We start from the raw sequence: 17,963 nt of genomic DNA, 5'->3' as shown, positions 1-17,963 counted from the left end.
TGCGGCCGATCGATGGGGCGGGGGCGGGGGCGAGCGTCTGTGGCGGGGGCGGGGGCGGCGGCGGTCGGGCGTCTGTGGCGGGGGCGGGGGCGGGGGTCGGGCGTCTGTGGCGGGGGCGGGGGCGGGGGTCGGGCGTCTGTGGCGGGGGCGGTGGCGTGCGGCGTCGCGCGTCGGCGGCGGCAGAGGGGCGTCGCGGCTCCGGTGGCGGGCGGCGCCGAGGCCCGGTGGCGGCGGGTGATGCCGAGGGTTCCGTAGTTCTACGGATGTGCGGGCGGCGCGGGACTGCGAGAGTCGGTCCGACCTCTGTGTGCGCGCGTCCCGCCGCGGAGGCCGGTCGTCCCCCTCCCCCGTTCCTTCCGCATTCCCACTCCCCGGAGCACCCCCCATGAGCAGCCGCTCGCCCGACGAGTTCCGCCTCGGTGCGCCTCCGTCCGGCCCTGGAGCCCGCGCCGGCGACGAGCCCGAGGACCCGCACGAGCTGCTGCACCGGGCGCGGCGGCTCACCGCCCATGGTCACCCCTGGGCCGGGAGCGCCTGGGAACGGGCCGCCACGGCACTGCGCCGGGCCGGCGGGTCCCTCACCCCCGGGGACCACGCCGACGCCCTGGACGCGACCGCCCTCGACTGCCGGGGCGCGGCTCTGCCCGCGGCGGGACCGCTCTTCTTCCGCGCCGCCGACCTGCACGAACAGGCCGGGCAGCGCGGCAAGGCCCTGGTCTCGCGGGCGCGGGCGGTCGCCGTCGGCCCCGGCCCGGGCGCGACCGCCTTCGCCCGGCTCACCGAACTGTGCGAGCGGGCGGTCGCGCTCCACGCGATCGGGCGGGCCGGCGCCGCGGAGACCGCGACGGTACGACTGCTGCACGCCCGCGCCCGCGCCGATCTGCTGGACACCGCGCCCGACCCGGCCGCCGAGGCCGGGGCCCTGCGGGAGGAGCTCACCCGGCTCCTCGCCTTCGCCGCGCCCCACCGGGCCGACCCCGCCGTCCTCGGCGTGCTCTCCGACACCCGCGCGCTGCTCGGCCGGATCACCGCGTCCGACGACCCGGCCGCCGCCCTCGCCCATCTGAGGGCCGCGATCGAGGACCACCGCGCGGGAGGGCGGCCATGGCCGGCCACCGACCACGAACTCCTTCTCGCCGCCGTACTGCGGGCCACCGGCGCCCACGAGGAGGCCGCCGCGCTGCTGCGGACCGCCCTCGCCTCCGACGTACCGGAGACACCGCTGCGCGCCGCCGACCGGGCCCGGCTCTGTCTCGCCCTGGCGTGGACGGTCGCCGGGCCGGACGGGCCGGGGCTCACGGCCGGAGGACAGGAAGAGGGCGCGGACGGGGACGAGGGGATGTCCCTCCTCGCCGAGGCCGTACGGCATGCCGACGGTACGGCCCAGGACGTCCGCGTCGGCGCCCTCGCACGCCTCCGGCTCGGCGTGGCGTACGCGGAGCGCGGCCGCTGCCACGAGGCCCGCGAGCTCCTCGAACAGGCACCGGCCGGGCTCGTGGACGACGGGGACACGGCGGCTCGCGTCCGGGCGAGGGCCTGGCTCGCGGAGTGCGCGCTGCGCCTGGGCGAGCCCGGGCGGGCCGCCCGCGAGTACGCGCTCGCGGCGGCGGAGACCCTGACGTGGGACGACCGGCGCCACGGAGCGGCCCTGAGCCACCGGACGGCGCACGCGCTCGGCGTGGCCGGTTCGCCCGAGAAGGCCGCCCGCGCCTACGAGCGGGCGGCCGACCTGTGGCGGGCCGCCGGTGACCACGCCGCCGCCGCGCGGTCCCTGCGCGCCCGGGCCCGGCAGGTACGGGCCGTGTGGGGCGACGCCACGGCCGAGGTCGTCCTCGCGGAGGCCGCCCGGGAGGCCGGACGGGGGTCGCACCGGGCGTCCGGGCCGGTGGAGCGCGATCGGCCGGGCCGGACGCCGGAAGGGACCTGCCGCCCGCCGACCGGGGACCGCGCACCGGACGGTACGGTCGGTGCCGACGCCGTGCCCGGCCTCGACGCCGCCTGCGCCGAGGCGGAGGCCGGTGAGGACTCGGGCCCGGAGGGGGCCCGGCGGGGCCTGCGCGAGCTCCCCGAGGCGTTCGGGCCGCGGGGGCGCTACCAGGTGAACGTGTACGGCGACGTGGGCGGGGACGGGCCATGGGCCACCACCGCCCCGGGGACCCGAGTGCAGGGGTGCGTGTGAGCAGAGTGATCGACGGCCGCTTCGAGCTGGTGGAGCGGCTGGGCGGCGGCGGCATGGGGACGGTCTGGCGCGCCCGCGACCTGGCCCTCCACCGCGACGTGGCGCTCAAGGAGGTCCGCCCGCCGGACCCCGCGATGGCCGAGCACGACGTCGAGGGCGCCCGGATCCTGCGCGAGCGGGTCCTGCGCGAGGCACGCGCCCTGGCCCGGATCGACCACCCGAACGTCGTGACCATCCATCACATCGTGGACGCGGGCGAGGGGACGTACCCCTGGCTCGTGATGGAGCTGGTCACCGGCGGTTCCCTCCAGGACCGGCTCGACCGGGGCACCATGACCCCCGCCGAGGCCGCCACGATCGGCCGCGAACTGCTCTCGGCCCTGCGGGCCGCCCACGAGCGGAACATCGAGCACCGCGACGTGAAGCCCGCCAACGTCCTGCTGCGTCCCGACGGCCGGCCGGTGCTCACCGACTTCGGCATCGCCGCGATCCAGGAGTCCACCGTCCTGACGGCGTCGGGCTCGATCATCGGCTCGCCCGACTACATGGCGCCCGAACGGATCCGGGGCGGCGGCGCCAGCGGTCCCGCCGCCGACCTGTGGTCGCTCGGCATGCTCCTGTACGTGGCGGTCGAGGGCCTGCACCCGTTGCGCCGGGAGAACACCCTCGCGACGCTGGCGGCCGTCCTCTCCGACGACGTGCCGCCCCCGCGGCGGGCCGGCGAGCTGACCGGGGTACTGAACCGCCTCCTCGTCCGCGACCCGGCCGCCCGCCCGGACGCGGAGGAACTCGACCGCGCGCTCGCCGCCCTCACCCAGGCACCCCCGCCGGCCCGGCCGGCCGGACGTCAGGACGCGACCGTCGGCGGGACGACCTCCTTCCACCTGGCGCCGCCACTGCCTTCGGCTTCGGGAACGCCCGCGGCTCCTGGAGCAGGTGGGACCTCGGGGGAACCCGCGGCTCCTGGAGCAGGCGCGACCTCGGGGGGACGAGCGGCGTCGGCGACCGATCCGTCGGCCGGATTCCCGGCGGACGTTTACGCGGGCGGCCCACCGGGGCCTGCTTTCCCGGGCGGCCCGCCCGCCGCTGCTTTCCCCGGCGGCTCGCCGGCTGTTGCCTTCCCGGGTGGCTCCCCCGTCACCGTTCCCTCGGCCGGTTCTCCCACGGACGGCACCGAGCGGCGTCGGCGGAGCCGTACCGGCCGGTTCCTGGGGGCCGCCGCCGTGGTGGTGCTCGCCGTCGGCATCCCCGTCGCCGCCATGAACTGGGACTGGCGGCCGGGCGATCCCGGCAGCGGGCCGAGCGGCGCGACGCCCTCGCGACAGGGGCCGGTGGCCCAGGGACCCGCCGCGTCGAAGACGCCGACGCCGACGCCCTCGAAGGACGCGGAGCCCGTGCGGCGCGACCTTCTGACGCCCGCCGGGGTCCGGGCCGCCATCGCCGCGATCAAGGCCTCGGCGGGCGGGACCACCGTCACCGGATTCGTCGTGTACCCGGACTACGCGATCTCCGAGTCCGTCGTCAAGGGCAGCACGAAGCGCTACGACCGGTACATCTACCGGGGCGGCGACGTGGCCGTCCGTCAGGGATCCGGCACCGCGTTCCCCGGCTCGGTCCCGGTCGACCTGAACTCCTTCTCGTGGGACAACCTGCCGGCCCTCATGAAGCGCGCGGAGAAGGAACTCGGCGTCGCCGAGCCCACCAGCCGCTACCTCGTCCTCAGCCCGGCGTCGACACTCACCGGGAACAAGGCGGGAATGAGCGTCTACCTGTCCGACTCGTACGGCTCCGCCTACCTCCAGGCCGACGCGCAGGGGCGGGTGACCGCCGCCTACCCCCGCGAGGACTGACCGCCGCCCGCCCCGTCCCTGACGACGAGGGAGGCGAGTCCGGCCCGGGTCTCCACCCCCGTCTTGCGGTAGACCCGGGCGACATGGCTCTCGACCGTGCGCGGGCTCAGGCAGAGCCGGTCCGCCACGGCCTGGTTGGTCAGCCCCTCGGCGACCAGGACCGAGATCTCCCGCTCGCGCGGGGTGAGGACGGCGAGCCGTCCCCCGGCCGGCCCCTCCGGAGGTACCGGCCGGGTGCGGTCGGCGAGGTCGACCAGCATGCGGGCGCCGCCCTCGGCGGCCAGCCGGCGGCCCCTGCGCCACTGCGCGGCGGCCCTGGCCGCGTCACCCGCCTCCTGGGTCCGGGGCGCGGCGAGCAGCAGGCTGTGCGCCTCGCGCAGGAGGGCTCCGGAACGGGCGCTCTCACGCGCCGCGTCGGTGAACGCCTGCGCGGCGGCGGCCGGTTCGCCTCTTCCCGCCAGCACCTGCCCCCAGGCACGCAGGGCGGCGGAACGCTGGACGGGCAGCCCGAGCGGCTCCGCCTCCGCAAGGGCCCTGCGGGCCACCCGCTCGGCCTCCGCGAGGTCCCCGGTGGCGAGGGCCGCGCCCGAGAGGAGTTCGAGGTAGCCGGGGCGCAGCGAGGGCTGGAGCCGGGAGAGGTCCCGGTCGCCGCCGGCGCGCACGAGCACCTCCCGCACCCGGTGCGGGTCCCGGCCGAGCGGCACGGCGTAGCCGAGGAGGCTGCGGGTCTGGGTGGCCCACCAGCCCTCGGCCGTCCCCACCGTGGCCGCCGCCTCCCCGGCGGCGCGCGGCGCCTCGGGGTCGCCCAGGGGCCGGGCGTGGAGGAGGACCACGGCCCTGATCGCCCCGCTGAATCCGACCAGTTCGGCGCCGCCCAGGGTGCGGGCGACGGCGAGGGACTCGTCGGCCAGGTCGAGCGCGGTCGCGACCCTGCCGGTCAGGAGGTGGACGTACGCCGAGCAGAGGAGGAGCTGCGAGAGCGCGAAGGGGCGTCCGGCGCGGCGGGCCATCCCGATGCCCCGGGTGGCGTGACGCTCGGCCGCCCCGTACTGCTCCAGGAAGACCTCGGTCCAGCCGAGCCGTACCAACGACTCCGCGTGGGAGGCCAGTTCGCCGTCGGTGAAGGCGTCGGTGAGGGCGGCGGCCTCCGCCGCGTGGACGCGGGCCGCGGCGGTGTCGCCCTCGTACGCCTCGCCCAGCGCGGCCAGCGTGAGGACCTCCGCCGTGCCCGCTTCGTCGCGCCGTCGCCGGGCCTCGTCGAGCGTTCGGGTGAGGACGGGGCGGACCTCGGGGTACCGGGCGGCGAACAGGGCCCGGCAGCCCCACTCGACGACGAGCCAGGTCCGCAGGTCGGCGCGGGGTCCCGGGGTCCGTTCCAGTTCGCGGCGGAGCAGCGCGTCCGCCTCGGGGTAGCGGCCCAGGTGACGCTCCATGAAGGCGCAGAGCAGAACAGCGTAGGTCCGCAGCTCGGCCGTCCCCTCGTCGGTCGTACCGCCGGGGCCACGGGCGTCGTCGGTCGTACCGTCGGGGCCACAGGCGTCGATGAGCTGGTGGAGGAGGTCCCGGCTCTCCGCCACCCGGCCCGCCGATCCGAGCGCCCGGGCCCGCCGGAGCGTCAGCTCGCGCCGGGTGGCGAGGTGCTCGTGGGTGTCGGGGAGCAGTACGAGGACGGCCGCGAGCCAGTGGGCGGCGCGGGCGGGGTCGGCCGGGCCGATCCGCTCGGCGGCCTCGACCAGCTCGCCGGCCACGGCCGGGTCCCAGGCCGTCGCGGCACGGACGAGGTGCGGGGCGCGCTCGGTCACCGGAGCCCCGGCCCCGGCGAGGGCGTCGGCCGCCCTCCGGTGCAGCTCGCGGCGGCGCCAGGGGTCGAGCGTGCTCCGGACGAGTTCCGCCAGGGCGGGGTGGCGCGGCACGAGGACACGCCCGTCCTCGGCGGGCCGGACGAGATCACGACGGGTCAGCGCTCTCAGGGCCCCGTCGGTCGTGGACCGGTCGGCGGAGTGCGGGGTCGTCCGGGCGACGGCGGCGAGGAGCTCGGGCGTCGCGCGGCCCCCGAGCACGGCGAGCGCCTCGACGAGCGCCCGTTCCGCCCCGCCGAGCGGGCCGAACTCGTCGAGGAGCACCGCCATCGGTCCGGTGCCGGGTGCCTCCCCCCGGCCGGTACGGGCGTGTGCGAGGGCCCGGTGGTAGAGCGGGTTGCCGAGGCTTTCGGCGTGGATCTCCCGGGCGAGGTCCGACGCCAGCCCGGGCACGAGCCCGTCGGCACAGTCGTCGGGCGTCAACGGCCCGAGGACGAGCCGGGTGAGGTCCCCCGAGTCGGCGGCCCGGGCGAGGACCGAGGTGAGCGCGGGCTCGGTCTGCCGCTCGCGGCGGACGAGGACGAGGAGGACGGGGCCCCGCGGCGGATGCCGCAGGAGCTGGTCGACGAGGGCGACGGAGGCGGGGTCGGCCCGGTGGAAGTCGTCGAGGACGAGAACGAGCCCGGAGGAGGTCGGAACCCGGCGGATCGCCGCGGCGATCCGCCGCGCCTGCGCGAGGCGGTCCAGGCTGGGCGCCGTGAAGCCCCGCCGGTCCGAACGACCGGCCCGACGTGAACGACCGGCCCGGTCCGGCTCGCCGTCGTGGTCGGGGCCACCGACCCAACCCGGCTCGTCGGCCCGGTCCAGCACACTGGCACCATCCCTCCAGCCCGGTCCACCCGCACCCTCCGGACCACCCGCGCGAACCGCACCGCCCGTCCGGACCGGTCCACCTGGACCGTCCAGGCCACTCCTGTCGGCCGCACCACCCCTCCAGCCCGGTCCACCCGCACCCTCCAGGCCGCCCGCGTCAGCCGACGCGCCTTCAGGGGCCCGATCGCCCCAGCCCGCCGGGCCGGTTCGGCGCGCCCCTGCGACCCCGGCTCCCCTCTCCTCGGGCTCCGGCGGTGATGCGACGAGTTCCGCCAGTGCGGACAGGGCCGGCGACCGGATGTGGTCCCGGTGGTCCAGGTCGGCGAAGGCGTCCACGAAGGGGTGGAACGGCGAGCCCTCGTCCGGGTCCCCGGGCCCCGCGTGGCCGCGCAGGACGGTCACCCCACGCGTCCGGGCCCGCGCCGCGAACTCTGTGAGGAGTCGGGTCTTGCCTATGCCCGGCTCGCCCGTGACGTCCACGGCCACCGGGCCCGTCCCCTCGGAACGGTGGCGCAGCAGTGCGTCGAGCCGGTCGAGTTCGCGCGTCCGTCCGACGAGAGGCGCGCGGTCGACGCCCCCCAGGTCCGTGAAAGCGTCCACGTGCAGTCCCCCTCGCGCGGTCACGCGGTCGTGCACCCCGCAGCCCTCGGGCCACGGAGCGTTCGGTCGTCCTCTTCCCCGCTCTCAGTTGTACGGCACGCCACCGACAACGGCGTCAGGCGGAGGCGAGGACCTTGAGCGCGCGGGTCGTTTCCGTGAGGGCCCTCGAAGACGAGGACGGGCTGCCGGAACATCGGCGGCTACGGGATGCCGTCGGCATCGGCGTACGGCTCGCCGATCACCTCGGGCGGTTCCTGGCCGGGGGCGCTGACCAGGAACGTGGTGACGTTCGGCGCTGCCAGGTCTACAGATCCTCCCGCAGGGGTACGGCGATCCTGGTGTCGAAGCGGACGGGGGCGTCGTCGGTGGTCGTCATGGTGTGACCTAGCGGGTCGGCGTCCGGGGCGTGGCGGCCCGGAGATCGGCGAGGAGATCGGCCTGGCCCGCGAGGACGCCGGAGAGGATCGAGCGCGCCACGGTCAGCAGCTCGGCCACCTGCGGGCTCGTCAGGGCGTAGTGGACAGCGGTTCCCTCGCGCCGGGCGACGACCATGTTCGCCCGGCGCAGGACCGCCAACTGCTGGGAGAGGTAGGCCGGTTCGACGCCGGTGTCGCGGAGCAGCTCGGCCACCCCGTGTTCACGTTCACACAGCAGTTCCAGGACGCGGATGCGGACCGGATGCCCCAGCGTCTTGAACAACTCCGCCTTCAGTCGGTAGAGCGGCGCGCTCATCGCACCCACCCCGCGCCTCGCGTCGACCCAGCACTCTGCACCATGCCCCCATCCTCGCGCGTGACGGGACGGACTTCGCACCGATTCCCCCAGGGCGTGCGGGAGTTGGGCGGCCCGAGGGCCGAAGCGGGCCGACGACTCAGGCGGTCGGCCACGCGTCGCTGCGCCAGGCCCGCTGCTCCACGCCCGCGCCCGTGTGCGCGGCGAGCGCGGCGGCCAGGTCACGATGGATCGGGACGGGGTGCCCGTCGCCCACGGGTACGAGGGAGCCGTCGGCCGGGATCGCGGCCAGTTCGAGGGCCCGGCCCGCGGCCCGCAGCCGCAGGGCGGCCTCCGCGACGGCGAGCTGCCCGCCCACCGACCAGCCCCGCAGCCGCGTCAGGTCGAGGACGACGGGCCCCGTACCCCGCGCGACCGCCCACCCCACGGCCCCGGTGAACCGTCCCAGGGCGTCGGCTCCGAGGAACCCGGCCAGGGACAGGACGCCCAGGTCCTGCTGCACGGTGTAGCGCCATTCGATGGTCATGTGCGTCGTCGTTCCTTCTCGTACGGTGATCACTGCGGGAGCGCGGATGGGCGGGTGTGCGGCCGGCCCGACCGGGCCGGCCCGGTCAGCTGGGCACGGCCTCGCTCTCGCGGAGTCCGTCGAGGAAACGGTCCTGTACGGCGAGCATCTCGGTGAGGATCCGCCGCGCGGCCCGCATCAGCTGGGCGACGTCTCCGCTCGTGAGCGTGTAGACGACGGTGGGCCCCTCACGCGTGGCGGTCACGATCCCGGAACGGCGCAACACGGCCAGCTGCTGGGAGAGGGCCGCGGGCTCGACCTCGATCCGGGCGAGCAGGTCCCGTACCGGCATCGGCCCGTCCTGGAGCAGCTCCAGGACCCGGACGCGTACGGGATGGCCGAGCAGGCGGAAGAACTCGGCCTTGGCCTGGTACAGCGGGACCGGCACGGGCTGTCCTCCGGGGGCGCGGGCGGGGGCACCGCGCCCGCGGCTGGCCTGGGACGCAGCCTGATCAGGATGTATCGAATTGCAGAATTATGCAATTTGCTGATCACTTATGACCGGACCCGCCGCCGATGCCGACCCGTAGCCGGACGTCCAGAAGGGCCGCCGGCTCGGCCAGGCACTGGCTTCGGCACCGGCGGGGCCCGGCCCTCGCGCCGGGGAACCCGTGGCGTGTTCCGTACCCTCCCCACCGCCGTCTGACGGAAGCTGTTCATGACAGCCGTGATCACGCACAGCCGGAACAGAAGGACGCAACCATGAAGATCGGCATCATCGGCGCCGGCAACATCGGCGGCAATCTGACCCGCCGTCTCACCGCCCTCGGCCACGACGTGTCCGTGGCCAACTCCCGTGGCCCCGAGACCCTCACCGCTCTCGCCGAGGAGACGGGCGCCACCCCGGTCGCCGCCTCGGAGGCCGCGCGGGGCGCCGACGTCGTCGTCGTCACCGTCCCGCTGAAGAACGTCCCGGACCTTCCGGCCGGACTCTTCGACGGGGCGGCCGACGGCTTCGCCGTCGTCGACACCGGCAACTACTACCCCCGCGAGCGTGACGGTCGCATCGCCGCCATCGAGGACGAGGGACTGACGGAGAGCCGCTGGACCGAGCGCCAGATCGGCCACCCGGTGGTCAAGGCCTTCAACGGGACCTTCGCCCAGGACATCCTGGAGCGGCCGCGTCCGGCGGGCGCGCCGGACCGGCTCGCCCTGCCCGTGGCGGGGGACGACGCGGCGGCGAAGGAGAAGGTGCGCCTCCTCATCGACGAGCTGGGTTTCGACACGGTGGACGCGGGTGGTGTCGACGACTCCTGGCGCCAGCAGCCTGGCACGCCGGTGTACGGCCTGCGGGAGGGCGTGGACGCCGTGACGAAGGCGCTCGCGGAGGCCTCCCCCGAGCGCCCGAAGGACTTCCGGGGCTGACCGCCGCCCCTTCCGGATCAACGCGCTCCGGCCCGCCGGAGGCCGACGCGATCCGCGTGCCCCGCAGCCGCTTTACCAGAACCATCTTCTCGACAGGGCTGCACCAGGGTTGCCCCGTGTCTCCTAAGCAGCAGCGTGGTGAGGCCACGGTCGAGCGGCTGCTGACCACGGCGCTGCGGGTGTACGCGGACTCCGGCCGGCAGGGGTTCACCGTGAACGCGGTGACGGCGGCCAGCGGTGTCAGCCTCTACCACCACTTCGGCAGTTTCGACGGCCTCGCCGCCGCCCCGTACATCCGGTGCACGGAGCAGCTGTACGGCGAGGTCGTCGCCGGGCCGGCCGCCGAGACCGCGCGCCGGTGGCTGTGCGGCGCGCACGATGTCGATCTCGCCCGGGCGACGCGGATCCTGCCGGACCGCGTCTGGCGTTCGCTGCGCCCGGAGTGACGGAACAGCGGGACTCTCCCTGGCTCCCCGTCCCGCACGGGAGCCTCAGCCCGTGGTCGGGGCCGGGGCCGGGGCCGGGGCCGGGGCCGGGGCCGGGGCCGTGAACGCTACGTCCGCGGCGCGGACGGTGACCTCCGCGTCGCTCCCGAGGGCGTAGGCCGCGACCCGGGAGACCGTCGCGGCCGGGACGGCCTCGCTGATCCCCGGCGCCGCCGGAACGTCCTGGGTGGCATGGGCGTCGTGCGGCACGACGACGCGGTAGCCGCGCGCCAGGGCCGTACGGGCCGTCGCCTGGACACACATCTCGGACATCACTCCGCAGACGGCGAGCGCCCGCACCCCCGCGTCGGCGAGCACGCCGCCCAGCGGGGTCTCCTGGAAGCCGTCGTCGTGCGGCTTGCGGATCACCAGCTCCCTCGGTCCGGGCTCGACGGGGTGGTGGAGCTCCCAGCCCGGCGTGTGGGGTTCGTCCTCCGAGCCGGGCGGTCCGTCGTTCTGGAGGTGGACGACGAGGGCGCCGTCCCTCCGGGCCCGGGCGATCAGGTCCGTCGTGCGGTCGACGAGCCGCGCGGCCGCGGGCACGGCCCCGTCCCCGGTGACGAAGGCCGACTGCACGTCCACGACGATCAGGGCGTCCACGGGCGGGGTCGGGGTGGTCCCCGGATGCTGGGTCATCCGGACATCATCACTCCCACCGGCCCCCGCTGCCACGGGGTTTCGTCCGCCGGACCGCGGCGGAGCGGGGTTCCGCGGCGCCCGCGAGGGTTCCCGGGGAGCCGTGGTCACCGTGGACCACCGCCCGCGGGTCGATCAGCTCCGTGAGCGACAATCTGTTCGTGGGACCGCTCGCGCCACGCGGGCGCTGTTCGCGGATGCCGTACCGGCGGCGGGCGTCGCCCGGTCGTCCGGTGGCCGGTGTCCGCTGGGGAGAGGAAGAGCATGTCGGTGAGCCGCGACGTCGTCGCACTCGACGACCCGGTGGGTGAGTCCCTGCGCGGTCGTCACGCGCATCTGGCCCGCGGCGTCGGCCGCGCCGCCACCTACCTGCCGGACGTCTCGACCTTCGCCTCGGTGTCCGCCGATCCGGGTCCGGCGGACTGGGACGACCTCGTCCGGCTCCTCGGTCGGGGCGAGTTCGCCGACATGTTCAGCTGCCCGGCGACCCCGCCGTCGCACTGGGAGCCGGTCTTCGTGCTCGAAGGCCGGCAGATGATCTGGCCCGAGGACGCCCTGCCCGGCCACGCCGGGGACGAGACCGACGCGGGCATGGTCGAGCTGGGCGCCGACAGCGGACCGGAGATGCTCGACCTGATCGCGCGGACCAAGCCGGGGCCGTTCTGGTCGCGCACCCACGAACTCGGCACCTACCTCGGAATCCGCGACGACGGCGGGCTGGTGGCCATGGCGGGCGAGCGGCTCCGGCCGCCGGGCTGGACGGAGATCAGCGCCGTCTGCACCGCGCCCGAGGCCCGTGGGCAAGGGCACGCCGCCCGCCTGGTCGGCGCGCTCGTCACCCGCATCACCGCCAGGGGCGAGCGCCCCTTCCTGCACGTGGCCGAGGCGAACACCGGCGCGATCGCGCTCTACGAACGGCTCGGCTTCGTGACCCGCAAGCCGGTGACGTTCCGCGGGTTCCGCACTCCGTGACGAAGGCCGGTGGTCACGGTGGCCAAGACACGAAGGCGGTGAGCACGGCACGAGGTCGGTGATCACGACCCGACGGGCGGGGTCCCGCCGCTGCGGCGGGTCGCGCGGGGGAGCAGCCATCCGCCCGTGACTCCCGTCGTCAGGAGGCCGGTGACCAGGGCGATCAGGGAGATGCCCGGGCCCGAGGCCCAGTCGACCGCTCGGCCGTGGACGACGAGGACGACCGCGAGGGCCAGCGCCACCGCCGGGACCGCCCGGAGGGCGGGGCGGAGACGGGTCAGGTCGTCCTCGGCCAGGGAGGCGAGGACACCGACGCCGAGGGCGAGTGCCCACACTCCCAGGCCCTGCGCGTCCGCCCGGTTCACGGTCCACGGCACGAGGGCGCCCCAGAACCCGGGGACGACCAGCAGGCCGACCCCGATGCCGAGCCAGCCCGAGCCGACGACGGCGAGCGGCGGCTTCGACCAGCCGGGCATCGGAACGCCCGGCCGTCGCGGTGCCGCGCTCCCGGTCGCGCCCCCGGCCGAAGCCCTTCCCGACGGCCCACCGGCCGACACCGCGCCCGGCGGCCCCCCGGCCGAAGCCGTTCCCGACCGCCCCGGCACGGCCGTCCGCCCGGCCGGTCGGCGGTACTGCGCGGCGAGGCAGCCCACGGCGGCGAGGGCAAGGAGGCCGAGGGTGGCGACCCAGCCGAGGCTGAAGAGGGCGAGGAACAGCGGGCCGCCCCGGACCGCCTGGAGAGCGCCGGCGTTCAGCAGGCTCACCGTGAACAGGCCGACGAGCACGATCACCAGAGGCAGCACCAGGCTCCGCACGTCCTCCCAGACGCGCGCCCCGCCGATCGTGAAGAGCGCCGGGGCCACCCCGGCCATGGCCGCGCCGATGAGGCCGGGGCTCAGCGCCTCCGGCGACGCCCAGGGGCCGGCCGCGTACCCGGCCAGGCTCGTGACGGCGAGCAGGGCGCCCGTGGCGAGGCTGACGCCTCCCACGACCCCGCTCAGGAGGACGATGCCGGGCGAGAGTTCCCGGCCCCCGTCTGTCACGGCGCTCGCGCCCTCCGCCGCCGTCCGCCGCCGGGTCTCGCTCACCGATGCCGCACTGTCGCCGCTCGTCGGTGCCGCACTTTCGCCGCTCGTCGGTGCCGCCCCTCCGCCGCTCACCGGTGCCGCCCCCTCCGCGCCCATCGGTGCCGCCCCTTCCCCGCTCATCGCCCCTCCCCCGTCGCTCCGGCGCCGGCCGGAGCCGCCTCCGCCGGGCGGGTCGGTAGGTCGGCTAACTCCCCCTGTCGCTTGCGGACTTCGCGGCCGTGCAGGACGCGCAGGCTGACCACGGCCACCGCCGCGTACGCCAGCATCCCGGCACCGATGCCGACACCCGCGATCAGGGACGTGAGCCGGTCCAGTCCCATCGTCCGTTCCAGTACGGGCACGGTGACCGCCGAGAACGCGGGCGCCAGGCACTGGGCCGCCAGGTGGAGGCGCCACTCCTCGCGCGCCCAGGGGGCTCCCCTCCGGCGGGCGTTCGCCGCGCGGGCCGCGACGACGGCGTACGTCAGGACGTACGGGACGAGGAACGCGACGAGCAGCCGCCTCCCCTGCGCCCCCTGCCCGAGGAAGGCGTACACGGTCCACGCCAGGCCCGCGGCGCCCGCGAGGTGCGCGGCGACCAGGACCGGGCCCGGGGCCCAGGTGCCGGTCAGGCCCGGGACGGCGGCCCGCCGGTCGAGGGCGCGGGAGGCCAGGAGCGCGCCGAAGGCGACGAGGGCGCCGAGGTGCATGATCGCGACGCGGTTGATCTCCTGGAGGGAGAGGCCGGCGTACAGCCAGGGCAGCGCGCCCCATTCGAGCCGCAGCAGCGGAGCGGTCATCAGGAAGCCGTAGCAGAGCAGCATCCAGCGCTGGTGGAGGTCGGGGAAGCCGCGGACGGCGGCGAGGACGCCGAAGGTCACGCTGCCGACGGTGCCCACCAGGATCGTGGCGAGGACGATCCAGAACGCGGCGCCGCTGAAGGCCTCCGCCGGCGGGGTGCGCAGCAGGTACAGCGCGGCGCCCGCCATGGAGACGTACACGGTGACGGCGAAGACGGTTCCGGCGGTCCGGTGCAGGCGGACGCGGCGGCGTACCGCCGAGAGCAGTTGGACCGGGCCGAGCACCATCAGGAGGCCGCCCAGGACCGAGTGGACGATCAGCGGGACCAGGCTGCGGCCGTACGGTCCCATCCGGTCGCGTACGGCGTCGGCCACGAACTCCGGCGAGACGGAGCGGCCGAGGAGCCACTCGCCGACGGCGGGCGCGCCGGGCCTGGCGTACGGCCAGAGCCCGGTCATGGCGATCGGCGCGTACAGCAGGCAGACCACCGTCACGGCGACGGCGGACGCCCGCCCCCACCTCGTGCTCGTCGGACGCCCCACGGCGATTCCCCCTTCACCGTCCACGCGCACGCACGGCCGCGATAGTCCTTTCTGGACTATGCAGGAAGGTAGGGCGGGGCGCCGCCGAGGGTCAACCGGTCGGTAACAGGAATCAGGGCTCGCGGCTCTCGACCCACTGCCAGAAATCGACCATCATCCGCTCATACCGGATGCCGAACTCCAGCGCCTCGCGCTGCCCGCGCGTCAGCAACTCGCCCACCTCGCCCGCGAGTCCCTCGTACTCGTCCAGGGTCCGCCGGTGCTCCTCGACCTGGACCGGAGCGTGGACCCGCGGACTCGCCCCGAACCACAGCTTGAGGATGCCGCGTTCGCGCGCCTCGACCGGTACGAAGGCGGGGTCGGCGAGCCAGCCGCGCAGGGCGGCGGCCCCCTCGCCCGTGAGCCTCATCAGGCGCCGGTTGCGGCCACCGGCCTGCCGGACCTCCGAGAGGAGCCCCGCCTCCAGGAGCCGGTCGCACTGGGCGTAGACCTGCGCGTGGGGCATGGACCAGAACGGCGCCACGGTCCGCGCGGCCTCGACCTTCACGTCGTACGGACTGGCCTCGCCGAGCTTGTCGATGATGCCGAGCACGAGAAAGGAGGGCGTGGTCAACCGGACTTCAGACATACGACCGACGGTATCGCGCGGGCCCGCCCGGGCGGCCGGGTCCGCCCGACGGGCCGGGCGGCCGGGACGGGGTGGGTCCCGGCCGTGGTCGTGGCCTACGGGCCGGGTCTCGTGCCACCCGTCTCGAAGAGGCGGGGGACCACCGGATTCGGCAGGGCCGTCGGCTCGAACGACGAGCCGTCCGGCAGGTCGCCGAACAGCCCCTCCGGCCACGCGTCCGGCACGCCCTCCGGCGGCTCCGCCTCCGGGCACAGGAGGTCGCACAGGGCGGTCACGCGGATGAGCCGGAGGATCCACGGCTGGTCGCAGACGAGTCTCCAGCGCCCACCGCGCTGTCGCGTGCGGCCGGCGCAGTGGGCGAGGAGGCCGAGCCCGGTGGCGTCGCAGAAGGTGAGCCGCCGGATGTCGACCGTCAGGGCGTTGGACTCCCGGACGAGCGCGTCGAGCTCGGGCCGCAGGTGCCGTACGAGGACGAGGTCGAGCTCGCCACGGAGGGCGGCGACGGTGAGGTCGCCGGTCGAGCGGACCACGAGGTACGGGTCGTGACGGGGGATCAGCTGCATCGGGACGCTCCACAGGTGGCTCCATGTGTAGCTTCGAGCGTGGCCGCCCCGCTCCGGGGAGGGACGTTTCGCCTCGGCCTCTGTCACCTGAATCGGTGAACAGACGGGCCACTCGAACTCGCCCGTACGTCCGAGACTCGCCTCCGCGTACGAGGAATAGCGCCCTCCTGTCCCCCGCCGCCCCTCCCCGCGGCACGTCACGAACCGACCGGCGCCGTCACACGTCCAGCTCCACGTCCGTCAGCGGATACGCCCCGCACGCGTGCGCGTACCGCGAGTCCGGGTCGGACAGGCGCGGTCGGGCGCCGGGCACGTCGTGGCGTTCGACGAGCAGGGCGCGGGGCAGCGGCGGTGAGCCCGGCGCTGGCGGGGCCGATGCCGACGGCGTCGGCGTCCGCGCCGGTCACCGCCCACCGTCGGCGGCGGTCTCTCCGGCGCCGGTCGCGGCGAGGGCCTCTGCCCTGATGCGGTCGAACTGGGCGCCCATGGCCTCGGAGAGCGCCTGGGCGGCGGAGAGCGGCCGGACCATGACCATGAAGTCGTCGATCCTGCCCTCCTCGTCGAAGTGGAGGAAGTCGCAGCCGTTGATCTCCTTGTCCCCGACCTTCGCGGTGAAGACGAGGGCGTGGTCGCGGCCGTCCGCGCCGGCGATCTCGCGTACGTAGCGGAAGTCGGTGAAGACGCGGATGACCCCGCGCAGGATCGCGGCGGTGATGGCCTTGCCGGGGTAGGGCCGGAAGGCCACCGGGCTGGTGAAGACGACGTCCTCGGCGAGCATGGCCTCGATGGCGGCGTGGTCCCGGTCCTCGACGGCCTTGCGGAACGGATGCATGACACGACCCCTTATGCAACTTGTTGAATAGGTGCAGGGGCAGCTAACCGTATCCTCCGTACCGCGTCCAGAGGCCGACCGCGCCCGGCCGGCCCCCGCCCGTTCAGCCCTCCGCGGGCCGGCCCCCACCTGTTCAGCCCTCCGAGGCCGGCGACCGCCGCAGGGGCGGCCGGCTCAGCGTGGTCCACGCCCGCAGCAGCCATTCGACGGGGCCGTAGCGGTACCGGCGCAGCCACCACCGGCTCACGACGATCTGCGCGGCGAAGAGCGCGAGCGCGATCGCGAGCACCACCGGCGGCGACACCCGGCCCACGAGCCCCGCCCCGTACCCGGTGAACAGCAGCGCGCAGACGAGCGACTGGGTGAGGTACCCGGTGAGGGTCATGCTCCCGACGGGGCCGAGCACGGCGACCACGCGCTCGCCGAACCGGCCCTGGGTGAGCCGGAGCACGGTCGCGGCGTACGCGGCGGCGAGCAGCGGCGCCGTCACGACGTCGATCCCGATGGCGAGGACCTGGTACGCGCTTCCCGGGCGCGCCAGGCCCGCGTGGGCGTAGAGGACTCCACCCAGGAGTCCGACCGTGAAGCCCGCCCACTGCAGCCGGATCAGGACGGTCCGACGGCGGGCGAGGTCGCCGAGCGCCCGGGTCCGTCCGGCGGCGAGGCCGAGGAGGAAGGCGGCGAGGGCGGCCGGGGCCTGGAAGAAGACCAGCAGGAAGACGACGTCGGGCAGCTGCGCGAGGTGCTCGGCGATCACCGATCCGGCGCCGCCGCGCAGGGCCGCCGCCGCACGCTCGGCCTCGGCGGCCACGCCGGGGTCCACCCCGCCGCCGCCCGCCAGGCGCAGCCCCAGGGCGAGCAGGGCGTACACGGCGGCGGTCACCGCGAAGAGACCCACGGCGGTACGGACAGCGGTGCGGGGCCGGATGCGGTGGAGGGCGAGCAGGATCAGGCCGAGGACGGCGTAGGTGGTGAGGATGTCGCCGGGGAACAGCAGGACCGCGTGCAGGACGCCGAGGACGAGGAGGCCCGCGAGGCGGCGGAGGAAGCGGGGTGTGAATCGGGCGCCGCTCCGCTCGGCGGAGGCCAGTTGGAGGGTGAAGCCGTACCCGAAGAGGAACGAGAACAGCAGGAAGAACTTGGCCTCGAAGAACGTCGCGACGAACCATCCGACGGCGCTGTCGAGCGGCGAGCCGAAGGCCGGGTCCTCGATGCCCGAGCCGTGGTAGGTCGACGCCAGGAAGCCGATGTTGACGATGAGGATGCCGAGCAGGGCGAACCCGCGCAGGGCGTCGACATGGGCGAGCCGTGCTCCGGCGCCGGGCGTCGGGGTGTCGGCGGCGCGTTCCGCCGTGGCGTGTGGCTTCATGTTCTTCCCCCGTTGACTATCGTTGTGAAAACGCTCGTATTGAGAATGAACGTATTACTATCGATAGTGCAAGTCCGCCGCCCGCTCGCCGTCCGGTGCGGGCCG

Annotated in this window: 16 protein-coding genes and 1 pseudogene; 5 read left to right on the top strand and 12 right to left on the bottom strand. The window is 75.5% G+C overall.

Annotated features, from left to right (window positions below; translation table 11 throughout):
- Window positions 1-385: 385 nt before the first annotated feature.
- Together ACRRSS_RS13070 and ACRRSS_RS13065 are read left to right on the top strand one after the other, a co-directional pair.
- A complete protein-coding gene (locus tag ACRRSS_RS13070; RefSeq protein ID WP_435971369.1) occupies window positions 386-2,179 on the top strand; it encodes a hypothetical protein in 1,794 nt (597 codons plus the stop codon).
- Entirely contained in the window at window positions 2,134-4,029 is a 1,896-nt protein-coding gene (locus ACRRSS_RS13065; protein WP_435971368.1) for a protein kinase domain-containing protein, read from the top strand. The genes ACRRSS_RS13070 and ACRRSS_RS13065 overlap by 46 nt, the downstream gene beginning before the upstream one ends.
- Here the strand turns inward: ACRRSS_RS13065 and ACRRSS_RS13060 are convergent.
- The 5 genes and pseudogenes from ACRRSS_RS13060 to ACRRSS_RS13040 form a co-directional block, all read right to left on the bottom strand.
- Window positions 4,011-7,301 carry an AAA family ATPase gene (locus ACRRSS_RS13060; protein ID WP_435971367.1) on the bottom strand — a complete coding sequence of 1,097 codons (3,291 nt, stop codon included), beginning with the start codon at window positions 7,299-7,301 and terminating at the stop codon, window positions 4,011-4,013. The two genes, ACRRSS_RS13065 and ACRRSS_RS13060, sit on opposite strands and share 19 nt — an antisense overlap.
- Before the next feature lie 203 nt (window positions 7,302-7,504).
- A pseudogene (locus tag ACRRSS_RS13055) lies at window positions 7,505-7,677 on the bottom strand (DUF2000 family protein); the annotation flags it as partial.
- Window positions 7,678-7,685: 8 nt separating this feature from the next.
- Window positions 7,686-8,033 carry an ArsR/SmtB family transcription factor gene (locus ACRRSS_RS13050; protein ID WP_435971366.1) on the bottom strand — a complete coding sequence of 116 codons (348 nt, stop codon included), beginning with the start codon at window positions 8,031-8,033 and terminating at the stop codon, window positions 7,686-7,688.
- Window positions 8,034-8,172: 139 nt separating this feature from the next.
- A complete protein-coding gene (locus ACRRSS_RS13045) occupies window positions 8,173-8,559 on the bottom strand; it encodes an anti-sigma factor antagonist (protein WP_435971365.1) in 387 nt (128 codons plus the stop codon).
- Window positions 8,560-8,644: 85 nt separating this feature from the next.
- The gene (locus ACRRSS_RS13040; protein ID WP_435971364.1) at window positions 8,645-8,986 is read right to left on the bottom strand and encodes an ArsR/SmtB family transcription factor; all 342 of its coding nucleotides are present in this window, start codon (window positions 8,984-8,986) and stop codon (window positions 8,645-8,647) included.
- A gap of 128 nt (window positions 8,987-9,114) precedes the next feature.
- Between ACRRSS_RS13040 and ACRRSS_RS13035 the strand changes: the two genes are divergently transcribed.
- On the top strand, window positions 9,115-9,963 hold the full coding sequence (locus ACRRSS_RS13035; protein ID WP_435971363.1) for an NADPH-dependent F420 reductase: 849 nt from the start codon (window positions 9,115-9,117) through the stop codon (window positions 9,961-9,963).
- Between the two features lie 116 nt (window positions 9,964-10,079).
- Window positions 10,080-10,409: a TetR/AcrR family transcriptional regulator gene (locus ACRRSS_RS13030; protein ID WP_435971362.1), complete on the top strand. Its 330-nt coding sequence runs from the start codon at window positions 10,080-10,082 to the stop codon at window positions 10,407-10,409.
- A 45-nt stretch (window positions 10,410-10,454) separates the two neighbouring features.
- Here ACRRSS_RS13030 and ACRRSS_RS13025 read toward each other — a convergent pair whose 3' ends face one another.
- Complete coding sequence (locus tag ACRRSS_RS13025) at window positions 10,455-11,084, bottom strand: isochorismatase family protein (protein ID WP_435971361.1); 630 nt, start codon at window positions 11,082-11,084, stop codon at window positions 10,455-10,457.
- Between the two features lie 264 nt (window positions 11,085-11,348).
- On the opposite strand from ACRRSS_RS13025, the gene ACRRSS_RS13020 reads away from it, so the two are divergent.
- Window positions 11,349-12,056, top strand: coding sequence for a GNAT family N-acetyltransferase (locus ACRRSS_RS13020; RefSeq protein WP_435971360.1), 708 nt, complete (start codon window positions 11,349-11,351; stop codon window positions 12,054-12,056).
- A gap of 62 nt (window positions 12,057-12,118) precedes the next feature.
- Here ACRRSS_RS13020 and ACRRSS_RS13015 read toward each other — a convergent pair whose 3' ends face one another.
- The 6 genes from ACRRSS_RS13015 to ACRRSS_RS12990 form a co-directional block, all read right to left on the bottom strand.
- Window positions 12,119-13,144 (bottom strand): hypothetical protein, encoded by a 1,026-nt coding sequence (locus ACRRSS_RS13015; RefSeq protein ID WP_435971359.1) that lies wholly within the window; start codon window positions 13,142-13,144, stop codon window positions 12,119-12,121.
- A gap of 116 nt (window positions 13,145-13,260) precedes the next feature.
- Window positions 13,261-14,466 (bottom strand): DUF2306 domain-containing protein, encoded by a 1,206-nt coding sequence (locus ACRRSS_RS13010; RefSeq protein ID WP_435971358.1) that lies wholly within the window; start codon window positions 14,464-14,466, stop codon window positions 13,261-13,263.
- Between the two features lie 112 nt (window positions 14,467-14,578).
- Window positions 14,579-15,094, bottom strand: coding sequence for a PadR family transcriptional regulator (locus tag ACRRSS_RS13005; RefSeq protein ID WP_435971357.1), 516 nt, complete (start codon window positions 15,092-15,094; stop codon window positions 14,579-14,581).
- A gap of 95 nt (window positions 15,095-15,189) precedes the next feature.
- Window positions 15,190-15,657: an STAS domain-containing protein gene (locus tag ACRRSS_RS13000; protein WP_435971356.1), complete on the bottom strand. Its 468-nt coding sequence runs from the start codon at window positions 15,655-15,657 to the stop codon at window positions 15,190-15,192.
- A 403-nt stretch (window positions 15,658-16,060) separates the two neighbouring features.
- Window positions 16,061-16,489: a nuclear transport factor 2 family protein gene (locus ACRRSS_RS12995; protein ID WP_435971355.1), complete on the bottom strand. Its 429-nt coding sequence runs from the start codon at window positions 16,487-16,489 to the stop codon at window positions 16,061-16,063.
- A gap of 133 nt (window positions 16,490-16,622) precedes the next feature.
- Window positions 16,623-17,858, bottom strand: a complete 1,236-nt coding sequence (locus ACRRSS_RS12990; RefSeq protein WP_435971354.1) for a DUF418 domain-containing protein — start codon at window positions 17,856-17,858, stop codon at window positions 16,623-16,625.
- Between the last annotated feature and the right edge of the window lie 105 nt (window positions 17,859-17,963).

It is taken from the genome of Streptomyces sp. Qhu_M48, assembly GCF_051305195.1.
Taxonomy (GTDB): Bacteria; Actinomycetota; Actinomycetes; order Streptomycetales; family Streptomycetaceae; genus Streptomyces.
The sequence above is the reverse complement of the archived record's forward strand: the minus strand, read 5'-3'. Positions and strand labels throughout refer to the sequence as shown.

Bases quoted from the DNA above. Each gene is read 5' to 3' on its own strand.
- ACRRSS_RS13070 (WP_435971369.1), top strand. From the start codon at position 386: ATGAGCAGCCGCTCGCCCGACGAGTTCCGCCTCGGTGCGCCTCCGTCC.
- ACRRSS_RS13065 (WP_435971368.1), top strand. From the start codon at position 2,134: ATGGGCCACCACCGCCCCGGGGACCCGAGTGCAGGGGTGCGTGTGAGC.
- ACRRSS_RS13050 (WP_435971366.1), bottom strand. From the start codon at position 8,033: ATGAGCGCGCCGCTCTACCGACTGAAGGCGGAGTTGTTCAAGACGCTG.
- ACRRSS_RS13045 (WP_435971365.1), bottom strand. From the start codon at position 8,559: ATGACCATCGAATGGCGCTACACCGTGCAGCAGGACCTGGGCGTCCTG.
- ACRRSS_RS13035 (WP_435971363.1), top strand. From the start codon at position 9,115: ATGCCGACCCGTAGCCGGACGTCCAGAAGGGCCGCCGGCTCGGCCAGG.
- ACRRSS_RS13025 (WP_435971361.1), bottom strand. From the start codon at position 11,084: ATGACCCAGCATCCGGGGACCACCCCGACCCCGCCCGTGGACGCCCTG.
- ACRRSS_RS13020 (WP_435971360.1), top strand. From the start codon at position 11,349: ATGTCGGTGAGCCGCGACGTCGTCGCACTCGACGACCCGGTGGGTGAG.
- ACRRSS_RS13005 (WP_435971357.1), bottom strand. From the start codon at position 15,094: ATGTCTGAAGTCCGGTTGACCACGCCCTCCTTTCTCGTGCTCGGCATC.
- ACRRSS_RS13000 (WP_435971356.1), bottom strand. From the start codon at position 15,657: ATGCAGCTGATCCCCCGTCACGACCCGTACCTCGTGGTCCGCTCGACC.
- ACRRSS_RS12995 (WP_435971355.1), bottom strand. From the start codon at position 16,489: ATGCATCCGTTCCGCAAGGCCGTCGAGGACCGGGACCACGCCGCCATC.
- ACRRSS_RS12990 (WP_435971354.1), bottom strand. From the start codon at position 17,858: ATGAAGCCACACGCCACGGCGGAACGCGCCGCCGACACCCCGACGCCC.